General features: G+C 37.9%; 18 protein-coding genes, 1 tRNA gene and 1 rRNA gene. 5 read left to right on the top strand and 15 right to left on the bottom strand.

Annotated elements, in window-relative coordinates:
• Positions 1 to 68: 68 nt before the first annotated feature.
• The 5 genes from H4J56_RS10825 to H4J56_RS10805 form a co-directional block, all read right to left on the bottom strand.
• Positions 69 to 2,528, bottom strand: coding sequence for an ABC transporter permease (locus tag H4J56_RS10825; protein WP_182259311.1), 2,460 nt, complete (start codon positions 2,526 to 2,528; stop codon positions 69 to 71).
• A complete protein-coding gene (locus H4J56_RS10820; protein WP_182259310.1) occupies positions 2,528 to 4,981 on the bottom strand; it encodes an ABC transporter permease in 2,454 nt (817 codons plus the stop codon). The genes H4J56_RS10825 and H4J56_RS10820 overlap by 1 nt, the downstream gene beginning before the upstream one ends.
• Positions 4,981 to 7,389, bottom strand: coding sequence for an ABC transporter permease (locus H4J56_RS10815; RefSeq protein WP_182259309.1), 2,409 nt, complete (start codon positions 7,387 to 7,389; stop codon positions 4,981 to 4,983). Before H4J56_RS10815 ends, H4J56_RS10820 begins: the two co-directional genes overlap by 1 nt.
• 196 nt (positions 7,390 to 7,585) lie before the next feature.
• Positions 7,586 to 8,290 carry an ABC transporter ATP-binding protein gene (locus H4J56_RS10810; RefSeq protein WP_182221416.1) on the bottom strand — a complete coding sequence of 235 codons (705 nt, stop codon included), beginning with the start codon at positions 8,288 to 8,290 and terminating at the stop codon, positions 7,586 to 7,588.
• 31 nt (positions 8,291 to 8,321) lie between these two features.
• Positions 8,322 to 9,569 (bottom strand): HlyD family efflux transporter periplasmic adaptor subunit, encoded by a 1,248-nt coding sequence (locus tag H4J56_RS10805; protein ID WP_182259308.1) that lies wholly within the window; start codon positions 9,567 to 9,569, stop codon positions 8,322 to 8,324.
• Positions 9,570 to 9,810: 241 nt separating this feature from the next.
• Between H4J56_RS10805 and H4J56_RS10800 the strand changes: the two genes are divergently transcribed.
• On the top strand, positions 9,811 to 10,503 hold the full coding sequence (locus H4J56_RS10800) for a cytochrome b/b6 domain-containing protein (RefSeq protein ID WP_220465941.1): 693 nt from the start codon (positions 9,811 to 9,813) through the stop codon (positions 10,501 to 10,503).
• A gap of 136 nt (positions 10,504 to 10,639) precedes the next feature.
• On the opposite strand, the gene H4J56_RS10795 is transcribed toward H4J56_RS10800, so the two are convergent.
• The 4 genes from H4J56_RS10795 to H4J56_RS10780 form a co-directional block, all read right to left on the bottom strand.
• Positions 10,640 to 11,110 carry a cytochrome c gene (locus tag H4J56_RS10795; RefSeq protein WP_182221414.1) on the bottom strand — a complete coding sequence of 157 codons (471 nt, stop codon included), beginning with the start codon at positions 11,108 to 11,110 and terminating at the stop codon, positions 10,640 to 10,642.
• A gap of 175 nt (positions 11,111 to 11,285) precedes the next feature.
• The gene (locus H4J56_RS10790; protein ID WP_182259307.1) at positions 11,286 to 12,587 is read right to left on the bottom strand and encodes a PAS domain-containing sensor histidine kinase; all 1,302 of its coding nucleotides are present in this window, start codon (positions 12,585 to 12,587) and stop codon (positions 11,286 to 11,288) included.
• Complete coding sequence (locus tag H4J56_RS10785) at positions 12,568 to 13,968, bottom strand: sigma-54 dependent transcriptional regulator (RefSeq protein WP_182259306.1); 1,401 nt, start codon at positions 13,966 to 13,968, stop codon at positions 12,568 to 12,570. The genes H4J56_RS10790 and H4J56_RS10785 overlap by 20 nt, the downstream gene beginning before the upstream one ends.
• Before the next feature lie 38 nt (positions 13,969 to 14,006).
• Positions 14,007 to 14,933 (bottom strand): LysR substrate-binding domain-containing protein, encoded by a 927-nt coding sequence (locus tag H4J56_RS10780; protein ID WP_182259305.1) that lies wholly within the window; start codon positions 14,931 to 14,933, stop codon positions 14,007 to 14,009.
• 110 nt (positions 14,934 to 15,043) lie between these two features.
• Between H4J56_RS10780 and H4J56_RS10775 the strand changes: the two genes are divergently transcribed.
• Entirely contained in the window at positions 15,044 to 15,208 is a 165-nt protein-coding gene (locus tag H4J56_RS10775) for a hypothetical protein (protein ID WP_182259304.1), read from the top strand.
• A gap of 118 nt (positions 15,209 to 15,326) precedes the next feature.
• Entirely contained in the window at positions 15,327 to 15,977 is a 651-nt protein-coding gene (locus tag H4J56_RS10770) for a thiol:disulfide interchange protein DsbA/DsbL (RefSeq protein ID WP_182259303.1), read from the top strand.
• A gap of 92 nt (positions 15,978 to 16,069) precedes the next feature.
• On the opposite strand, the gene H4J56_RS10765 is transcribed toward H4J56_RS10770, so the two are convergent.
• Genes H4J56_RS10765 through H4J56_RS10755 form a run of 3 tightly spaced genes read right to left on the bottom strand, consistent with a single transcriptional unit; the run spans position 16,070 to position 18,247 of the window.
• Entirely contained in the window at positions 16,070 to 17,323 is a 1,254-nt protein-coding gene (locus H4J56_RS10765) for a DEAD/DEAH box helicase (RefSeq protein WP_070375249.1), read from the bottom strand.
• Between the two features lie 4 nt (positions 17,324 to 17,327).
• A complete protein-coding gene (locus H4J56_RS10760; RefSeq protein WP_070375250.1) occupies positions 17,328 to 17,735 on the bottom strand; it encodes a DUF2750 domain-containing protein in 408 nt (135 codons plus the stop codon).
• A gap of 35 nt (positions 17,736 to 17,770) precedes the next feature.
• The gene (locus tag H4J56_RS10755; protein WP_070375251.1) at positions 17,771 to 18,247 is read right to left on the bottom strand and encodes an acyl-CoA thioesterase; all 477 of its coding nucleotides are present in this window, start codon (positions 18,245 to 18,247) and stop codon (positions 17,771 to 17,773) included.
• Positions 18,248 to 18,413: 166 nt separating this feature from the next.
• On the opposite strand from H4J56_RS10755, the gene H4J56_RS10750 reads away from it, so the two are divergent.
• The gene (locus tag H4J56_RS10750) at positions 18,414 to 18,869 is read left to right on the top strand and encodes a YaiI/YqxD family protein (protein ID WP_070375252.1); all 456 of its coding nucleotides are present in this window, start codon (positions 18,414 to 18,416) and stop codon (positions 18,867 to 18,869) included.
• A gap of 23 nt (positions 18,870 to 18,892) precedes the next feature.
• On the opposite strand, the gene H4J56_RS10745 is transcribed toward H4J56_RS10750, so the two are convergent.
• Positions 18,893 to 20,269, bottom strand: coding sequence for a DEAD/DEAH box helicase (locus H4J56_RS10745; protein WP_182251045.1), 1,377 nt, complete (start codon positions 20,267 to 20,269; stop codon positions 18,893 to 18,895).
• Between the two features lie 213 nt (positions 20,270 to 20,482).
• On the opposite strand from H4J56_RS10745, the gene H4J56_RS10740 reads away from it, so the two are divergent.
• Positions 20,483 to 22,114, top strand: coding sequence for a tetratricopeptide repeat-containing response regulator (locus H4J56_RS10740; RefSeq protein WP_182251046.1), 1,632 nt, complete (start codon positions 20,483 to 20,485; stop codon positions 22,112 to 22,114).
• A gap of 43 nt (positions 22,115 to 22,157) precedes the next feature.
• Here H4J56_RS10740 and H4J56_RS10735 read toward each other — a convergent pair.
• A tRNA-Tyr gene (locus tag H4J56_RS10735) sits at positions 22,158 to 22,242 on the bottom strand.
• A 91-nt stretch (positions 22,243 to 22,333) separates the two neighbouring features.
• Positions 22,334 to 22,448 (bottom strand): 5S ribosomal RNA (gene rrf / locus H4J56_RS10730).
• Position 22,449 lies beyond the last annotated feature (1 nt).

The following is a 22,449-nucleotide window of genomic DNA, read 5'->3' as shown; positions in this document are numbered from 1 at the left end:
CATACAAGCATTAATTACGAAAAGATTAGTAGACGCATATAGAATTAAAGTCGTGATAGTGAACGTCATTATTCGCTACCCTTTAATGCATGGATCACTGGTTTGTTAATGTATTGACGCAAAGGAAAGTAGCAGGCAAATAACGACAGCATGCTGATCATCGCTAAGGTCACTATAAACACCGGCAGTAATTCTAAGGTGATGTAGTGGCTGACTTGTTCACTAAAACCAATGGTTAATAGAGACAACACGCCAACACTCAGCAGTACGCCCAATAATATTGCACTGGCATTGTCTTTAATAATCAATTTAATTAAGTCGCTTCGTTTAGCGCCAATGGCCATGCGTGTTCCAATTTCAAAACGGCGCATTTGGGTGCTGTAACTTAAAATGCCATACAGACCAATCGCTGATAAAACGAAGGTAATAACCGTGAGTGTTGCAGTAGTAATTGCCGCCGTATACTGGCTAAATAATCGTTGAGCCTTTTGCTGTGCTAAGGTTGAGAATTCAAATAAACTGATCGATTTACTGGTCGATTTAATCGCAAACACTAACTGTTCTCGCGTTAACGTTTGATTGTCTTTTAGTTTAATCAGTAAGTTAGAACGACTTAAATTAGGCATGTAAACACGCGTTGGAATAGATGTTTTTCCCGGCAATTTATGATCGTTAACGATACCTATAATGGTATACGCGCTAGGGCCACCAAAAGAAAGCTGCTTACCGAGTGCTGCACTTAAATTACCTTGTTCCTCGGTAACTAATTGCTTGGCGAGTTGCTCATTAATAATCAGTACTGGCGCTCGGTCAGTAAAGTGACTTTCAATGAAGTTATCGCCCATTAATAAATTCTGTCCCATTAATGAGAAATAATGACTATCGACGCTTTTACCCAGCGGTAATACGGTTTGATTAGAGGTTACTTCGGTTAGCGACCAAGTACCTTCACCATCGGTTAACGGTGAACTATTTCTACTCGCCACACTCACTTGCGGTAATTCTGAAATTTTTTGTTGAATCTCTGCGGTAATAGCAGAGCTCTCTGCGCGCGTTAATTCAACGGCATCAGATTGAGTCAGTACTACACTGCTTAATTGCTCAACGTTCATCACTGACGGATCGTAAATAGTTTGTAATGATGTTTTTAATAAATTTATATTAATAAAAATTAATACGGTAGCCACGGTAACTTGACTGATCACTAAGAAAGTACGCATCCCTTTCGACACTTGCAGCCCTGTTCCTTTACCGCTGGTTTGAATGCTTTTATTTAAGCGACGTAAGTCTATCGCTCGGTAACTTAACAAAGCAAATAGAATGGCTAAGAGCAAAGAGGTTATTACCGCGCTGGTTAAGGTGAATAAGCCAAGGCTTAGCTCATTAACGCGAGGCAATACCTGTTGCAAGTTTGTTTGCAATACACCAAAACCTACTTGCGCAATAAGTAAGGCGAGTAACAATACACCAAACATCAGCAGAAATGATTCAGCAAAAAGCACACTAAAAAGGTCTTTACGTTTAGCACCAACCGCTGCACGTAAAGCTAATTGGTTCTTTTTTTCAACCGTGCGTGACAGTTGTAAGTTAGCGATATTAATAAATGCGATGGCTAACAAGCCAATAACGCCTAATAACAATAAATAAGCGCTACGGCCACTATCACCTAAAATTACTGATTGAAATGACAATAATTTCACTTCGATATGCCAACCTTTGTTGTAGCCATTTTGGTCGATATTCTCTTGCCAGGTTTCATTCACTAGCTGGGTAACTTTCGCTTGCGCTTGTGCAACATTTTCATCTTTAGCAAGTTTGCCAATAAAGGTTAAGTTATTCGCCCTGTCCCACCAACGTGCTCGATACGTTTCGCCGCCAGCATTAAAGTTAAAAGGTAACCAAACGTTGGTTTCTCGGCCAATGGTTGATATTTTAGGTTCAATAAACGCTGACGACAAAACACCAATAACCTGAAAACTTATACCACGAAAAGTCACTTTTTCATCGAGAATATCCGTTGCTTCAGCAAAGTCATTCACCCATGTTTGATAACTTAATACCGCAACAGGAATATTACTATTAATGTGCTCAGACTCAGAAAATGGTCGCCCTATAGCCATGCTTGCCGCAGTAAGCTTAAACCATTCAGGGGTAACATAGGCGGTTGATAATGTTGGCTGTGTGGCGAGTGACGTTAGTACTTCATCGTCATAAATTGATAAAGCCACTTGGTCGAAAACCTGCTGGTTCTTCTCTTGTTGATGCCTGTATAAATGCACGAGACTCGGGTAACTAAAAGCAGTAACATTTAAAGCGCCAGCAGCATCAAACTGTTGGCTGTCGACACGGTATAATCTGTCTTGATCAGGATACGGCAAGGGCTTAATTAGCATCACATAAGCTAGCGTTAACACACTCAGCAAAGCGCCTAAGGTAATGCCCATGGTGGAAACAACACTAAAAACAAAGCCTGGCTTTTTCTTAAGGCTTAAAAATGCATGTTTTAGTTGATAGGTAAATAAGTTCATTATTCACTTCCTTGTAAGTTGCTTATCGCAGGAGAATTAATAAATCGTCTTAATGGTAAATAACAAGCCAATAACGAAAGAGTAGAAATTAATAGGAGTGTCGCGACAAACATTGGCGCTAATTGCGTGTTGATATACGATGAAAGTTCAACACTAAAGAATAAATACGCTGTGAATAAAATAATTAAGCTAAACAATATCCCAAAAAAAATCGGCTTCACGTTGTCTTTTATGATCAGTAATATTAAGTCACGGCGTTTTGCACCAACAGCCATACGTGTACCTAATTCAAGGCGGCGCATTTGAGTGCTATAACTTAAAACACCATATAAACCGAGACCGGCGAGAGAAAAAGTGATTAACGATAAAGCTGCGGTTGTTACTGCGGTCGTTATTTCGGTGAACAAGCTTTTGGTAAGAAGATCATTGGCGGTATTGAAACTAAAAACAGAATATCTTGAGTCAATCCCAGCTAACAATTTCCCCAGTTCTTCGCGACTTATAGACTGACCTGCCTTTATTTTAAGCATAAATTTGTTGTCGTTTAGATTATCAGGCACATAGGCCCTTGGTATAGGCGCAGCTACATCGTCGCTGCCAAACGGAGTATCGCCGGGAATAGCAATATCTTTAACAATACCTATTATTTTAAATTCAGGCTCATTTATCGATACTAGCCGCATACCTATGACATCACCGTCAGGTGTTAACTGCTTAGCAAACGCTTGGTTAACAATCATCGAATAGTTGTTATCTCGTCTATCTAGCTTGGTAAAATTTTCACCTTGTAATAGCGGTTGTTCAATTAGTTTAAAATATCTATGATCAATTCTTTTTAAATACGGTGAATGCCCTTCATTATCATCAAGTTTGGTTAGCAATTTAATACCAAAGCCATCTAAAGGTGAACTCCCATGCGCAATGGCTTCCACCTGTGGTAAGGCTTTAAGCTTTTCTATGATCTCAGCCATAATGGCGATGACCTCTTCCTGGCTAGATAATTGGGTTGAAGAGAAGTTTAGCGTTAAAATCGAGATATTATTGGTGCTAAAACCTATCGGTGCATTAATGGTTTTAACGGCATCTTTAAGTAAGCTCAAGTTGGCAAATACTAATAGCGTCGCTAATGCCACTTGGCTGGCGATTAAGACTTGGCGTGTCTTTATTGATACCTGTAAACCACTGCCCTTACCACTACTTTGTAAGCTAGCATTGAGTGCACGATAATTGATAATACGAGTACTTAATTTAGCAAAAAACAATGCAAGAATAATGGTTGCTAGTGCCGCACAGCTAAGCGTTATCGGATTAAGAGATAGCTCGTCAACTCGCGGTAATACCAAGGCCAAATATTGCTGCATAATATAAAACCCGCCCTTAGCAACTATCAAGGCGAGTATGATCGACATCAACATCAGTAAACTGGTTTCAGCCAACATCGCTTTAAATAAATGTTTCTTAGTGGCACCAATCGCTGCTTGAATCGCCATTTGACGTTGCTTTTCTGCAGTACGTGCGATAAACAAATTAGAGATATTTGCGCAGGCAATCAATACTAAACCAATCACACCCGCTAACAGCATTACCGCAATAGACTCACTATCCCCGAGCATAACGTCCTTCACTGAGCGGACTCGCATATCGATTGACCAATCATTGAAGAATTCCATATCAGCAACACCTTCTTGCCAGCGTTTACTCACTAAAGGGGTTAAAAGTTGTTGTGCTTGGCTTTTGCTAAGCCCTTTTTTCAATTGACCAATAAATTTAAAGTTACCTTTTATGCTCAAAAAACTTTTTCTGCTTACTTGGTCAGTCTGATTATAATCCCATGGCAGCCAAACTTGCGTTTCACGCCCAATTTCAGCTAATTCAGGTTCAACAAAACCTTCTGCCAATACACCAACAATGCGATAACTAACACCCCTGATATTGATTTTTTGTTCAAGAATATCCGCACTGCCATCATATTTTTGCTGCCAAGTATTATAACTGAGCATAGCTACTGGATTATTGGCATCCAGAGCTTCGCTAGCCGTAAACATTCGACCTGTTGCCATAGTCGACGCTAACAGTTGATGTAACTCCGGCGTGGTATAAGTGGTATTGACGAGTGGTTGGTTAAGGTGAGAAAGGATCACATCTTGGTCATAATACATGATGGCCGCTTGTTCAAATGCGGCTTTACTCTGGTATAAATGCACCAAGCCAGCATAACTATAAGCAACTGTTTTGGTCTCTTTTTTATCGCCAAGAACCTTATGCTCAGCAACCAAAAGTCGATCTTGCTCAGGGTATGGCAATGGCTCAATCAACAATAAATAGGCTAGTGTTAACACACATAACAACGCGCCTAACGTAACGCCCATGGTTGAAACAACACTAAAAACAAAGCCTGGTTTTTTCTTAAGGCTTAAAAATGCTTGTTTTAACTGATAGATAAATAAATTCATTATTCACTCCCCTTTAAGGCATGAATAACGGGGTTTTTAATAAACGGGCGTAACGGCACATAACAGGCAAGTGATGAAAGCAGTGATATTGCTCCCACTGTGAGAATAAATAACGGCAAAAGTTCTAAACTAATATAAGTATTTAAACTGTCACTAAAACCAAGATACAAAACAAGTAATACAACAAAACTTACCACTAAACCAATGCCTAATGCGCCAGCATTATCTTTAAAGACTAAGCTAACAATATCTTTACCCTTTGCACCAATAGCCATACGAGTACCAATTTCAAAACGACGCATTTGGCTAGAATAGTTAAGAATACCGTACAAACCTAAACCTGATAGTAATAACGTTAAAATAGCCAATACTAGTGTCGTAACGGCTGTAGTTACTGAAGAAAATAATCGACGGTCTTTATATTCATTGAGTGATGTGAAGGTGAATAAACTTAATTTTTTATCAACGCTTTTCATCGCACTAATCATTTCATCACGATTAAATATTTGCCCTTGATGCTGTTCTATTAGCAACATATTTCTTGCCAAACTTGCGGGGTAATAAAAACGAGACTCTACTCTCTGTATGCCAGGCATATTAATACTTTTTACAACACCAATAACTTCAACACCATTTTTAAATTTAAAGCCAATCGCACTGCCATTTGGCGCTAATCTTTGTGCAAAAACATCATTAACAATCATCACTTTTCTGTCGTCTTTAATATCTGCAGCACTAAAGTTGTCACCTTCAATAATCGCTTGTTTGAGCATGCTAAAGTATTGATCGTCAATATCTTTCCCTAGCACAGTATAACGATTGTCTGTTTCCATAGCTGTTAATGCCAAAGTACCAAAGCCTGTGGGTCGCATCGCTTGGCTTACCTTTTTTATTTTCGGATGGGCTAATAACTCAGCTTTAAGGGCAGTAAGTTTTTGTGCTTTTATCTCGCTTTCAACATTGGGTAATGCCAATACGACCGAAGTAATGTTATTTGTTTGATAACCCAAAGGTTGGTTTACTAATTCATTGGCGTCTTTATACAAAACGACATTAATAAAGACTAAGGCGGTTGCTGTCGCTATTTGACTGCTAATTAAGAAGTTTCGCACACGCTTTGACACTTGAATACCACTGCCTTTGCCACCTGATTGCAACGTAGCGTTAAGTGCATGATAGTTGATCATTTTCAAACATAAATGTGAGAAGGTAAGTGTTAACAAGACTAAGAGTAAAATAGAAGCTGAAAATGAAAATGCATTGAGTTCAAGTTCATCAATGCGTGGTAGAAAATCACCAAGGTAATATTGTAAAACACTAAAACCAACAAAAATAACAACCTGCGCGAGTATAATAGCGGCAAACATTAACAGCCCTGTTTCAGCTAAAATATTGCGAAATAATTGTGCTTTAGAAGCCCCAACAGCTGCAGAAATAGCAAGTTGTTGTTGACGTTCTACTGTTCGTGAAACAAATAAATTGGCGATGTTAGCGCAAGCAATAAATAGTAAACCTAATGATCCAATCAATAATAAGTAAACACTACGTTCACCATCGCTAACAATAAAAGATTTTAATGTTTGTGTTTCAAGTACGATCGACCAATTTTTAAAAAAGTCATGACCCGATACCTTACTTTGCCAATTCTCATTGACGACCTTTGTTAGTATTTGATCAATTTGTGGCTTGGAATATTCCGCATATTGCTTATTCAGCTTACCAACATATATCAAACCGCTATCATCATTTCCCCAACGTTTTCGTTCTCTTTCACTTACCGAATTATAATCCCATGGAAGATATAACTCGGTTTTAAAACCAGCGCCGGCGAGTGGCGCTTCAATGTTATTTTCTGCGAGTACACCAATAATTCGGTAGTTATTTCCGCTTAACGTCAGGCTTTTTTCAAGTACATTAATGTCGCCATTAAACTTATTATGCCATGTTTCATAAGTTAAAACGGCAACGGGGTTATAACTGTTAACTTTTTCACTTTCTGCAAATCCCTTCCCTAACTCCATTTTTGCAGAGAACAATGAAAACCATTGCGGCGTTATAAATGATATTGCCACCATGGGTTCGCTTGGCAAAGAAGTAATGACCCCGCCATCAACATACATTAAAACACTTTGCTCAAATAACGATTGCTGGTTATATAAATGCATTAGATTAGGGTAGGTAAATGCGCGGCCATCAATAGCATTTTCATTACTGATTAATTGATGTTCAACATTATATAAACGCTCTTGGTCAGGATACGGTAAGGGTTTTATTAACATGACATACGCTAAGGTCAGCACACATAATAATGCACCTAAGGTTACGCCCATGGTAGAAACCACACTAAGCACAAAAATCGGTTTTTGCTTTAAGCTTAAATACGCTTGTTTGATTAAATAACTGTTCATTTTTCATGACCCTATCTTCTGACCATCACCCTAAATAAGGTTCAGGGTGAGTTATCTCGCTAGTTTTACACCCAGCGGGTCTAAAATAGCGTCATCCTGAACTTGTTTCAGGATCTGGTTTTTAAACTTTTCAACAACTTTAGATACTGAAATAAGTTCAGTATGACGGTACAAAGTACTTATTGAGTTAGCCGATTTACCCGACTAGTTTTACACCCGGCGAGTGTAAAATAGCGCCATCAAGAAGCTGTACTTTAGTACGTGCCATATCTGCATAGCGCGGATCATGCGTTACCATACAAATGGTTGTACCCGCTTTATTTAATTGGTCGAGTACATCCATAACTTGGTCAGCACTTTTTGAATCAAGGTTACCCGTTGGTTCATCCACTAATAGCACTGCAGGATTAGCAACTAACGCACGAGCAATGGCAACACGTTGTTGTTGACCGCCAGAAAGTTGGTTTGGTTTGTGACTAATACGGTGTGACAGGCCTACTTTTTCTAAACATTCTATAACACGTTTTTTGATTGTCGCGTTATTAGGCTTGTCGGCATGGTAGCGCAGTGGCAAAGCCACGTTGTCGAAAACTGAAAGCTCGTCTATTAAATTAAACGATTGAAATATAAAACCAATCTTTGCATTTCTAACTTCTGCAGCTTGATCTAGGGATAGGTCAGTAACATTGACACCTTCAATGAAATACTCTCCACTGCTACTTACATCCAGTAAGCCCATAATTGATAAAAGTGTTGATTTACCACAGCCAGAAGGACCAGATATTGAAACATAGTCTCCTTTATTAACGGTTAAGTTAATTGATTTCAAAGCATGTGTTTCAAGTTCTTCGGTTTCAAAAATTTTACCGATATTTTTTAATAATAAAATGGCTGTGCTCATGTACCTATCCTTTTGTAATTTTATGACTCAATTATAAAATCGAAATTTTGGCTGTTTTATAGTTACTTAAATCTGAAATAATAAATTGGTCGCCCAAGTTGGCTCCCGCACTTATTTCAATAAATCGTCCCGTTTTTTCCCCAAAACTTATATTGACTCTTATAGCTTCAGACATTTCTTTATTAAGCCGATACAGCGAAGTGTCACTCTGCGCTTGCACATTGGCAGGTCGGTCGATGTAGTAAATGTTTTTGAGTACTTTAGCCGTGATCACCGCATCAATATTTTGTTCGGGCCTTGCACTTTTAGGTAGTTTTCCAGGGAATGATATCTCCACCTCGACGGTGTTTTGGTCAACAATAGGGTCAATACGCTTAACTTTCCCCTCAATGAGTTCTTGTCGGGTATCAACGATAACGTTCTGACCAATTTTAACTAATTGCACTTGGTTTTGTGGCACGCGGATCAACGCAATTAATTCGGTAACACTACCAATTAAGGCGACTTCTTGCCCTGGAGACAAGCTTTGCCCTAAATTTACAGATAAACGTTGTAGTACACCGTCAAAACCGGCCTTTACCACTAATTTATTTTTCCGCTCTTTAGCGATTGTTAGTCTTTGTTCAACTTGCTTAATTCGTTCTAGTTGTATATTTATCGCCTCTTTATGTACTTCTTTAAGCTGTTCATTACGTTCTTTAAAAATTTCAATTCGTTCTTTTAACTGATCTTCACGCAATATGCTTTCTTGATAGTCTATTTGTTTGACAATACCGCTTTTTACCAATTTATTTTGTGCCGTTAACGTTAAACGAGCCCCTTTATGCTGTGATACAAGTTCTAAATAATTTGACTTTTCGGTGAGTGTTTCACGTCTTTGGTTTAATTTTAGTTGGCGTAAATTGGCTCTTGACTCAGCTACTGAATATTCAGCACTTTGCACTTGTTGCTGCAGTTCTGGGTTCGCTAATTTTACGATTACGCTTTCTTTGGTAACAGTAGCGCCAGGTTTCAATACGATTTCTTCAACCGTTGCTTTGGTGAGGGTAGTAATTAATTGCAATTTATCTGAGGTTAACTTGCCGTATCCTTCTACGGTAACGTCTATATTTCCTTGCTTTACCGTTGCAAGCAATAAATCTTTTCTCGCTAGGCTGACACTATTAAGTGACGCTTTTGCATAACTTACCAATACAATAACAATAACAACGGCGATCGTTACTATTAGTCCTTTGTTATTGAGCAATGTTTTTTTAGGTTTCTGTTTTAAAATATCCACATTATTCTCTTGGTTGTTGCTTAACCGTCTTTCTATATATATTGATATAGCTAATTTCGTGCCAATAATATTTCCTATATAAATCAATGTAAAACATTAAATCGACAATCTTATTCTCGTACTAGTTCGATAATGAACTCAAAATATTTCGTTATTGATGTGAAGTAATTCGGTGATTCCTTTTTACTTCATAATTTGTAGCCATTACAATTAATACTTTATTTCTATTTGGGATAGACTCTTGCTGAAACATGTTCTTATTTGGGATTTACCTTTACGACTTTTTCATTGGCTATTTGCCTTTACTGTTATTGCCTCTTGGTACACTTCTGATCAAGACAATGACCTGATTGATATTCATATGAAACTTGGCTATTTCGCTTTAGGCTTACTTGTTTTCAGAACTTTGTGGGGATTCTTCGGTACTAAACACTCGCAGTTTAGATCTTTTTTTCCAACACCTAAGCGCCTTATTAACTACATTGGTGATCTAAAAAACAATCAAGTTAAAAATAGTAGTGGTCATAATCCATTAGGCAGTTTGATGGTTTTTTTGATGATTTTTCTCATCAGTTTACAGGCAATAAGTGGTTTATTTATCAATGACGATGTATTTTCTTCTGGACCTTACTACGATAGTGTTAGCAAAGAAGTCGAACAAGTTATGATGTTTTTACATCACAATGTCTTTGATTTTATGATTGCAGCCATTGCTATGCACCTATTGGCAATCGCCTATTATGAGCGAGTGAAAAAGCAATCGATAATACTCCCAATGATCACAGGAAAAAAGCTTGCCGCTAAAGTAGATAAAACAAATGTGATCAAACACTCTAAGTTATGGATTGCGCTTTTAATGGTAATAGTGGCTGTGGTTTTTGTTTATTGGCTGGTGGTGCTGAATGCACCGGTTATAGAAGAATATTACTACTAATACATTTGTTATTTTAACGATAGGTGATTACAGGATGTTTTACACCGCTGAAATCACTTATTAATTTGTGTTAATAAACCCCTAAACCATCAGACTTCAAAGTACTAAAGTCGTTTAAATGGTCACGGGTTAAGCACTATTCTGCTTTAAAATCATCATGGCAGCCGCCGCAGGTTTTACCTACACCACCAATCGCTTTTTTAATAAGACTTTCATCTCCGCTTAAAGCTGCTTTTTGCAAATTAGCCGATGCTTGTGTTAAGTCATCAATACGTTTTGAAAATGCATCAGGTTGTTCCCAAATTTTGTCGAGTGCTTCAGTCTTCACTTTATGTGCCGAAGTGTTCGTGCGGGTATAGTCGGCAATCATCAGTGATAATTGATTAATGCGTAAAGCATGCGTTGATACTTTTTCCGCGTCAAATTCAATTTTTCCTTTAGCCATACCGCCTAAAGGACCCATGTTGCTGCCCAACAAACTAAATATTGATTGGCGTAAATCAGTCGCTTTTTCTGCATGTTTTAAAGAGCTTGCTGAGTTAGCGATTGCACCTGTAGCTAATACAGTAAAAATACTCGCGGCTACTATTTTTGTAAATAATTTCATTTTATTTATTGTCCTTATTGTAATTTTTATCACTATAGCAAAACTTCACTATTAAATGACAATAAATATTATTTACAAATCAACATATTGTTAAACCAGTTTCATTGGTTCAGCTTACTCAGATAAACAAAAGTTCATTTTCGAACTTTTACCTAGTTCATAATTGAACTCGCTGCTAACCCTTGTTAATGTTGGGCTTAGGTAGAATCATCATTACGGTAACGCCTGATTGCAGTTGACCACTCTCGTTATTATTATGCAGTTCCATTACCCCATGATGCTGTTCAATGATATTACGACAAAAGCTTAACCCTATTCCTTGCCCTTGTGGTTTAGTTGAATAGAGCGGAACAAATAAGTTGTTCATGTTAGAGAAACCATGGCCATCGTCGGTAATTTCAATAATGTAATATTGATCTTCTAAAGCAAGGCTAACCGCTATTTCAGTGGCGCCTGCCTCTTTAGCATTTTTAAATAAGTTAATAAAAATTTGTTCTATAAATTCGCCATCTGCCCAAAATTCATTAACACGCGCGTTGAGGGTAATATTTATATCGGAGAACAAACCCGAAACAGACTTAATAACGTGCTCTACAGACAACCACTGGCAATTTATTTGTAACTTTTGTGATAACGACGAGTAACGGTTCACAAAAGATTGTAAATGCAAACAACGCTCGGTAATAACACCAAGCACCATTTTGTCTCTTTCGTTTCTTGCTTTGTCTGCTAGTGTCTCTGCCATCGAAGATACTGGTGTTAATGAATTACGGATCTCATGGCCGAGTACGCGAATGATTTGCTGCCAGGCATTTAATTGGCTTTCTCGCAATGCGGGTTCAATATCAATAAAAAGCAGCAGTTGATGATTTTCACCATCATCTATAAATTCACTGTGACGTATTTGCCAGCGGTTTTGTTTCGCTTGTTCTATGAACTTCCAGTGTCCGTCATTGTAATGTAAACCCAATAAATCGGCAGTGGCGTGACGAAACATTTGCCATGGTTGCTTAAACAGATAATAAAACGCTTCGTTACCAAGTGTAAGCTGTTGTTTTTCATTAAATATCAAAACTGGTGTATCTAACTGTGAGATCAATTGATAAACCAGAAAAGCCTGCTGATCATAATGAGACTTTTGTGTTTGTAACTTTTCACTCAGTTGTTTCAATTGCTGATGAAATTCGCTAACTTTACCCTTTGGGAAAGTTGATTTTCCAAATTGGTTATAATCTTCTTGAGTAATGGCATCTATATGTAAAGAAGCACGAGTAAAAGATCGCATCACACGCTGCTTTATTGACAAAGTAAAGCCAAAACAAATCGTAAAAAGCACTAATTCAACAATAACGATCCACTGCCACTTTATCGTTAAAAGCCACAAAATATAACCACTTAACAACAAAATAACAGTACAGAGTATAGCAAGTTTTTTTTGTATAAAGCTTTCTAGAGAATTAGTTTTTAGCAAGGCCATATTTCTCCACACGTCGATACATCGACGCTTTTGTTAAACCCAGTAATATCGCGGCTTGAGGTACATTTCCTGCGCTTTGTTTGAGCGCTAATTTAACCATAGCAACTTCCGCTTCAGCCAATGTCATTAATGGTAATTGATTACTCGGCTCATTATTTTGAAGCGCATTATTGGCTAAGTTTTCGACTGCACCCATAGGACTGACATTTCTAATGTGCAAATCTTCTGCCAATAACTGTTCATGTTCAGCTAACAATACCGCTCGTTCAACTAAATGGCTCATTTCCCTCACATTTCCTGGCCAATGGTAATCAAGCATAGCTTGCTGTGCACCGTGCGATATAGAGCGAACAGACCTTTGATATTTTTTAGTGAATTTATCAACAAAGAATTGCGCTAACAATAAAATATCTTCCGTGCGTTCTTTTAACGACGGCACTCTAAATTCAATAGTATTAAGACGATAATATAAATCTTCTCTAAATAGCTCAGTACTTAGTAACTGAGTAAAGTCACCATTAGTCGCTGATATTATACGAGTATTTGTTTTTTGTGTCAGGCTTGACCCAAGGGTTTCGTATTCTCCATTTTCTAATACACGTAGTAGTTTAGCTTGTTGGGAAAGTGGAATATTGGCGATTTCATCCAAAAATAAAGTACCATTTTCAGCGAGTTCAAAACGCCCAATACGGTTTTGTTTGGCATCAGTAAAAGCGCCTTTTTTATGGCCAAACATCTCGCTTTCAAACAGTGACTCGCTGATAGCGCCCATATTTACGGCAATAAAAGCTTCGTTATTACGCGGTGATTCTTGATGAATAAAACGAGCAAGTTCGCTTTTACCTGTGCCATTATCACCGGTTAATAAAATACTGACATCTGTATGTGCCACCGCTTTTACTTTTTTCAATAATTGCGTCATAACGGGTGATTGCCAGACATAGTCGTCACAATTTTCATTGATAAGTTGTTGTTTTAATTTTTTATTTTGACTTGAAAGGTTTAAAAGATTGAGCTGCTGCGCCACGGTGTGTAATAAGTGTTTATTACGCCAAGGCTTTTCAATAAAGTCGTTGGCACCTAAGTTCATTGCTTTTACGACTAGGTCGGTGTTCGACCAAGCGGTCATTGCTATTGTTGGTGTATGTCCAAATGAAGAGTTTTGTAACCAAGTAAGAAAAGCTAAACCTTCTTCACCAGACGTTGTGTCTAATTGATAGTTCATATCAAGCAATATCAAGGATATAGCATGGTTTTTTAATTTCACTTGTGCAACTTGAGGGTTGTCGGCTTCAATAACGGTGTAGTGATGATCTTCTAACAATACCGCTAAACTTAGACGGATATCTGGACGGTCATCAATAACTAAAATACAGGGCATCTACTGATATTCCTTAGATAAATGTAACGAAAGCAAAATTATCTTAATAATACTTTCGGTGCTGAGCTTGCCATTTCGGCGCGCACCCAGTCAATAAAAACCTCAATACGTTTGCGCTTGGCTGAATTGGGGTCGTAAGCCAAATAGCGTTTCCAAATCACTGGATGCTTAATTTTAAAAGGCACAACTAATTGCTTAGTCTGAATGTATTGTGAAAACATTGCACTGGCAGCAAGTGTAACGCCATGACCACTTAATACCGCATTTAAGGCCATGTCGCTCGAGGTAACTTCTGTTTTCTTAGTCATGTTTTCAAAGCCTTTGACGCCTGCATGCTCAAACCATTTATCCCAAGTAACTACCTGCTCATTAGCTAAGCTAACTAAGGTGCAGTCTAGGAGGTCTTTGGGGCTTTGAAGCCACATGTGCTGTAATAACTTGGGGGAGCAAACGGGATAAACAACGTCTTCACCAAAATCTTCCATGACGAGATTGTCAGCGTTGGACACTTGTTTTTTAACACCAAAGCGTATCGCCAAATCTATATGTTTTTGTTGTAAATCTTCTTTCTGATTTGAGCCTAATATGCGTACATTAACATCCGGATGTACTTGAGAAAATTTATATAAACGAGGCATTAACCATAAAGAACAAAATGCTTGTGTTGACGTAATCGTTAAATCGCCAGCAATATCTTCTTGTTGAATACTGTTAAGCCCTTTTATTAAGGTGTTAAGCGCTTGATGTGTCGACTCATACAAAGTCTCACCGCTTGGCGTTAACAACATTTTACGGCCGGTACGAACGAATAATTTTACGGATAAAACGTTTTCCAATTGCCGCATTTGTTGGCTAACCGCCGCTTGAGAAACAAACAACTCCTCTGCCGCTTGACTATAGCTTTTATGTCGAGCAGCACTTTCAAAGGTACGCATTGCATTTAAATACTTGAGTCGTTGATCCATTTTTACTTATTACCCATAAGTTTTACTTATATTAAGTGTAAGTTTATATCGTTGGTTTGTCATTTTTTGTTTTGACAGAATAGTCTTACACCCACAAATAAGGATAGATAATGGAAAAGCCACAAAAAACATTAACCACTGATAATAATGAAATAAACAAACCATTTGCTGATAAAAATAGTAATGTACTAAAAAACAAAACAGCTACAATTCAACAACGTTTAACTATTATTTCAAATAATTTAAACTTATGTCTTTTAATTCATTTTAAATAATGACTTTCGATAAAAAATTTTCGTAATAAACTTTTACATTTTACGATGAACCGACGCTTTTTACTTTGGTCTATACTCGCAACAATAAAAATTAATAAATGATTCTCTGAGGATAACCATGAAAGCTCTTAAAACACTATTTGGCGGATTCATCGCCTTGACCTTATTCGCTGCGACAGCGATTGCAGCACAAGACAGTAAATTTGAAGAAGGTAAGCACTATACGGTTATATCTGAACAAACGACCAACAATCCTGAGCTGCGTGAATACTTCTCTTATTACTGTCCTGCGTGTCGCGCTTATGAGCCCTATTTAAATGAATTCGAAAAGGTATTGCCCAAAGGGGTGAAGCTGGAAAAAACGCACGTGGACTTTATGCAACAAACTTCGCCAGAAATTCAGTTTATGCTAAGTAAAGCCCTTATTATTGCCGAGAAGACGGCTGTTGCTAAAAAATTCTCTCCTGCCATTTTTAACTATTTACAGACCGAGCGTGCAACGATAAATAGCGAAGAAGATATTCGTAACATTTTTGTATTGAGTGGCGGAGATGGTGCTAAATTTGATAAAGGCATGAAAAATTTTAGCATTATTAGTGAAGCTAAGCGTAATAAGCAGACTCAGGATAAGTTATCAGCGGCTCGTCAATTAACCGGTGTTCCGACTATGGTGGTTAATGGTAAATATTTGATAAATTCTAAAGCCCTTGATGATAAAAACTTTTTCGCTGACTACACCGCATTAGTCGCGCACCTCTTTACCTTGTAATATGTAAAAGAAGACCTATAAAGTATTCACTGCAAATTAAGAATCTATTGTTTAGAAACTCAATTGCAGTGATATGGCGTTTAATACGCTAACTATCTTCTGGTGTATTTATTTTTCGGTCCTGAGCGTTTTTTAGCGTCACTATGCTCACCTAACGCTTTTTTTCTATCGCGCTGTTTTTGGCCACCTTTACGGGCGGGCTTTTCTGTTTTTGTTAAGTCAGGTTCATAACCAGGATACCATTGCTGCAATAAGCGCGTATCGAGTACCTTTTCAACCGCTTCTAATAACCACTCTTCGCTAGGGCTCATCAACGAAACAGCTACCCCTTCATTACCTGCTCGACCCGTTCTTCCTATTCTATGAATATAATCTTCAGCAATATAAGGGAGTTCGTAGTTAATGACATAATTTAAGTTTGCAATATCTAAACCACGAGAGGCAACATCGGTAGCCACTAAGGCACGGGTTTTTCCTTCTTTAAACTCTGCTAAGGCTTTTTCTCTTGCGCCTTGAGATTTATCGCCATGAATCGATTGCGTTTTAATACCGTCTTTACACATTTCTTTCGCTAATGCGTCGGCAGTTACCTTAGTACGGGTGAAGATAAGTACTTGTTTCCAATTCTTTGAACCGATTAAAAATGAGGTTAATTCACGCTTTCGATCACTATCAACGGTATAAAGAATTTGCTCTACTTTTGCTGCCGCTGCATTTCGCTCACTGACTTCAATTAACTCAGGATCGGTTAATAAGTTTTTACTCAGTTTAAAAATTGCATCGTCGAAAGTTGCTGAAAACAAGAGGGTTTGGCGCTTAAGTGGTACCCGATTTAAGATACGGTCTATCTCATCTTTAAAGCCCATATCTAACATACGGTCAGCTTCATCAAAGACTAAAAATTCCAGTTCCGTTAACGCTAAAGAGCCATTAATAATATGGTCAAGTAATCGTCCGGGGGTTGCCACTAAAACATCCACACCTTTGTTTAATGCAGTGATTTGTGGGTTAATACTGACACCACCGTAAGCAACAGCAATATTGAGTTCTGTGTTTTCAGCATAACTAACAAAACTTTTATAGACTTGTTGAGCAAGTTCACGTGTAGGCGTTAACACTAAAGCTCGAACAGGACGATTTTCAGGAAGTGTTGCCATTAACTTTTGTAAAATAGGTAAAGCAAAGGCCGCTGTTTTTCCTGTTCCTGTTTGCGCTCCAGCCATAATATCTTTTCCAGCTAAGATCGCAGGAATAGCTTTTAACTGAATAGGGGTGGCCTCATCATAACCAAGTGCTTTTACAGCGTTGGTTAGGCTCTTATCTAATGCTAAAGAAGTAAAACTCATGTAATTAACGCTGACCTTTGGCTGATTGATTTTTTTGTTTGTTTTTTAGTTCTTGTTCAAGCTCATCTGGGTAAAAAACTAACCCTTGCTCATTTTGACTAGGAAACACCACTAAGGCTAATTCATCGTCTGCCAAACCATGCGACCAGTGACTAAACCATTTACTTAATGAAATAGCTTCTGGCTGACATTCTTGCCATTCATCTGTGGCCCAAGCCTGGGCAAATTCTTTATTTGGCCAGACAGGTACGCAATCTTCATCTTCGGTATTAAGCATCACACAGCCGTGCTCGTCTTTTAATATCCAAATTTCATTATTTACGACAACTTCTTTCAGAAAGTAATTGGCTCGTTGAGCATCATCGTAATTTAAAACAAGTTTGATTTGTTGTTCGTCTAGAGCTTGCACTATAAAATATTCCTATCAGATTTGTATTAGGTTACATACTATTCTACAAAGATTTGCATTTCTTCGCCGATGAGTTTACGCATTTCCATTAATTTTATCGCTGACTCATTTTGTTTAATATCTTCTGGCGACTCAGGGATCCATTTAGGGATTTTTTCTGACTTACCGTTTTCGTCAACAGCCACCATAATAACAATACAATGGGTTGTTAATGTGCGATTAAGTAACTTTGGATCACAGGCATTTACTTCTAACGCGATATGCATTGATGAATTGCCGGTATAAATGACTTTAGCCTCTACTTCAACTAAGCTGCCAACATGAATTGGGGCAATAAAACGTATCCCCCCTGCATAAGCAGTTACACAATAACGACCACTCCAACCGGCTGAACATGCATAAGCGGCTAAATCGATCCATTTCATTACGGCACCACCGTGAACTTTACCACCAAAATTTACATCTTGTGGTTCAGCTAGAAATCTTAGGGTAATATCTCTTTGTGGTTTGTTCATTGGTTAACTCTCTTGTTAAATATTTTTATCGTACTAAGCAGGTATCGTTCCAGCTTGGTATATATATTATTATCTGAAATCTATTAGGTATAACAGCAATCATCAGATTAAAATAGCAATAGTTTGCACCTAACGAGTGCAAAAAATAAATGTAATAGGGAATATAATGAAAATTTGGGTCGATGCCGACGCTTGTCCAACTGTTATTAAAGAAATATTATTTCGTGCTGCTGAACGTGCAAAGATTGAAACAATCTTAGTCGCTAATCATTTCATTAAAACGCCACCCTCAAAATTTATTTCTTTTATACAGGTTAATGCTGGTTTTGATGTTGCCGATGATGAAATAGTTAAGCGTTCAGCAAAGCATGATTTAGTGATCACGGCAGATATTCCCTTAGCAGCAGAAGCTGTAGAGAAAGGCTGTTTAGCCCTAAACCCTCGTGGCGAACTTTATACCGAGAGTAACATCAGGCAAAGACTCAACATGCGTGACTTTATGGATACTTTACGTTCTAGCGGTATTCAAACTGGCGGTGCACCCCCGATCAGTCAAGCTGACAGACAGGCATTTGCAAATAACCTAGATCAACTATTAGCAAAATTAAATAAGGCTCATTAAGAGCCCTAATTTAATTTTCTAAACTAGCGTGACGCAGAGTATGGGTCGCTATTACTTTTTGGTGCTGTACTTGCTGGGTTTTTACGACGACCACCTGCATTTGAATCTTTATTCGCGTTACTGTCATTTCTATGACGAGGATTTTTACTTTGCGGCTTATGACCTCGTGCATTATCGGCAGAACGTTGTCCGTCATGATGTTCAGTTTTTGCTTTTTTAGGCTTATTTGCTTTTAAAGGTTTTAAAGGACGTGATTCTAATAAAAAATTAAAAGGTTCAAATCCTGGCACTATTTCACGAGGTATATGGGTTTGAATTAAATGCTCTACATCGTTTAATAAATCAATTTCTTCTGAACAGACTAATGAAACCGCTTTACCACTTGCACCCGCTCGACCAGTTCTACCGATTCTATGAACATAATCTTCTGCAACGTTAGGTAATTCAAAGTTAACAACTTGTGGTAACTGGTCAATATCAATACCGCGCGCTGCAATATCGGTAGCAACTAAAACATTCACTGTACCATCTTTAAAGTTAGCTAATGCTTTAGTTCTAGCTCCTTGGCTTTTATTACCATGAATAGCCGCTGCTCTTATACCTTCAGCCTCTAATTGTTTGGTTAACTTATTTGCTCCATGTTTAGTTTTCATAAACACTAAGACCTGTGGCCATTCATTATCTTTAATGAGTGCTGTTAACAAGGCTGGCTTTTTCTTTTTATCAACAGGATAAATTACCTGTTCAACTTTTTCAGCGGTGGTATTTCGTGGGCTAACAGAGATCTCAACAGGATTATTTACTAACCCTCGCGCAAGATCACGGATATCTTCTGAAAAGGTTGCAGAGAATAAAAGATTCTGACGTTGCTTAGGTAAGACCGATAATACCTTTTTAATATCGCGAAGAAAGCCCATATCTAACATACGGTCCGCTTCATCTAACACTAGTATTTCAAGTTGCTTAAAGCTGACTGCTTTTTGATTATATAAATCAAGCAATCTTCCTGGTGTTGCCACCAATATATCGACACCTTGGCGAAGGCGCATCATTTGTGGATTAATTTTCACACCACCAAAGACCACTGTCGCAGTTAAAGGTAAGTACTTACCGTACATTTCGACATTTTCATATATCTGTGCCGCTAACTCTCGTGTTGGCGTTAAGATTAGTGTGCGTACTTGATTAGCCTGTGGCTTGTTGCCACCTGATAAACGTTCTAATATTGGTAGTGTAAACCCTGCTGTTTTACCGGTTCCCGTCTGTGCTGCTGCCATGACATCTTTCCCACTTAGTACGGCGGGAATTGCTTGTGCTTGAATTGGTGATGGTTCGGTATAACCTTTTTCAGCAATCGCTTTTTGAATCGGGGCAGATAAGCCCAACGAGGTAAAACCCATAGATAAATCTCTTTATAAAAAGTGGAAGTTAGCCAATGTACAGCGGCGTTGCAGAATACAGTATAGCTATTATAAGTGCAATTACGAGAAGGGTTATCTGCAAGCAAATAAGCTATATATCCTAATATTTAATTATTGTCAGTTGCAAAGCTAGACAAGTGGTTTTAATTCCGCTAAAAGTCTCTACAGATAAAAGAATATTCAAGGGAGTTTATGAACAAGATTGCATACAGCAAGATGCGTTTTTTAATCGTTGAAAGTATCAGCCAATCACGTGATGCATTGAAATTATTCGCTTACACGCTTGGTGCTCTTAGTGTTGATACGAGTAACCGCGCCTCAGATGTATTAATACTTTGTGAAAAAATTCAGTTTGACGTTATATTATTAGGTTATGACCTGGGCGAAGATAAAAAAAATGGTCAACATATTCTTGAAGAATTAAGGTCTAAAAAGTTTATCTCACGTCATTGCGCTATCGTTATGATAACCGCTGAGGTTTCACAAGCTATGGTGTTAGCTGCCCTCGAACATAAACCCGATGAATACCTTGCTAAGCCATATACACTTAACGATCTTAACATTCGATTAGCGCGATGTTTCGCTAAAAAAACAGCTATGCTTGATATATATAACGCGATGGATAACAACGACTCCCAACAAGTTATTTCATTATGCCAAGATATTATCTCCATAAATTCAATTTATAAAAATGAATGTTTAGGAATTCAATCTAGACAATACTTTGAGTTAAAACAATTTGATAGGGCCCGAGATATTTACGAGACTTACGCTTGTTCTCCTAATTGTCAGTGGGCGGCAATTGGCCTAGGAAAGATAGCATTACTCGATCATGATTATAACTTGGCCGCTGATTGTTTTAATACGGTAATAGAAAATAATCCACTTTATTTGTCAGCTTACGATTGGCTAGCCAATACCTACCAATTAAATAAAGAGCCTCTGTTAGCAGAAGCAATTTTAGAAAATGCTTTGGTTGTTTCACCTCTTTCTGTACCGCGTCTAGAAAAATATGCAGACTTATGTTTAACAAATCAGAACTTCGATAAAGCAACACAAGCTTTTGCTAAAACTGCAGCGCTTGCCTTTCACTCTGTTCATAGAAAACCTGATAACACCTTACATTTTGTCGAAGCGCTACTTGAGTCCATGACAGATCTAGAACCTCAAAAATCACGCAGACTAAGTAACAAAGCTTTTAAATTACTTACTGATATGGTCAGGGACTTTAATACCATAGAGATTAAGATTCATAGTAAATTATTAGCAGCAAGGTTGTATGATAAAATTAAAGATCCAAGGCTTGCTAAAGAAGCACTAAAAGAAGCTGAGTTGTTACTAATAAACTGTAAACATCAAATATCATCAGTAGGTACAATTGCAATAGCCAAATCACTCATGGCTATGGGAAAGAAGTCTTATGCTGATAACCTACTAACTGAGCTAGCTCATGTAAATCAAGATAATTCCCCAATACTGACACAATTAAACACTATTGCAGATAAGCCTTATTCTGACCATGAAAGGATTGCGGCACAAAGCGCATTAGAGTTAGGTGTTAGTCTATATAAGAAGCATAAATACAGTCTGGCGATTGATAAACTCAATGATGCACTGGTTCATTTTCCTAATCACACTGGGATTAAGTTGAATTTATTGCAAGTGTTACTTGTTTCGTTTGAAAAAGATAATGAGAGGGTTGGCGATCTAGCACAGGCTGAGATATTAATTAAAGCATTAACCTTGATCGATTCTACTAGTGAGTTTTATATTAGGTTTAAAAAGTTAAGTGATAAGTATTCAGATATGATAAAAATTAGCTAAGCGCTAATATTATTAAATAGTAAGGATTTATGTTTGCATAAAGTGGTGGAGGGAGGTGGATTCGAACCACCGAAGGCTGAGCCATCAGATTTACAATCTGGTCCCTTTGGCCACTCGGGAACCCCTCCACGGGGCCGATAATTCAACTTGTTAGTTGTATTATCTTAAACAGCCGCTTAACAATACCATTCAAGTGGTTATTATTAAACTTAATTAGGAGCCTAGCAATGTCCTACTCTCACATGGGAACTCCCACACTACCATCGGCGCTACTGCGTTTCACTTCTGAGTTCGGAATGGGATCAGGTGGTGCCACAGTGCTATTGTCGCTAGAC

It is taken from the genome of Colwellia sp. BRX8-4 (assembly GCF_014077345.1).
Taxonomy (GTDB): domain Bacteria; phylum Pseudomonadota; class Gammaproteobacteria; order Enterobacterales; family Alteromonadaceae; genus Colwellia_A.
The sequence above is the reverse complement of the archived record's forward strand: the minus strand, read 5'-3'. Positions and strand labels throughout refer to the sequence as shown.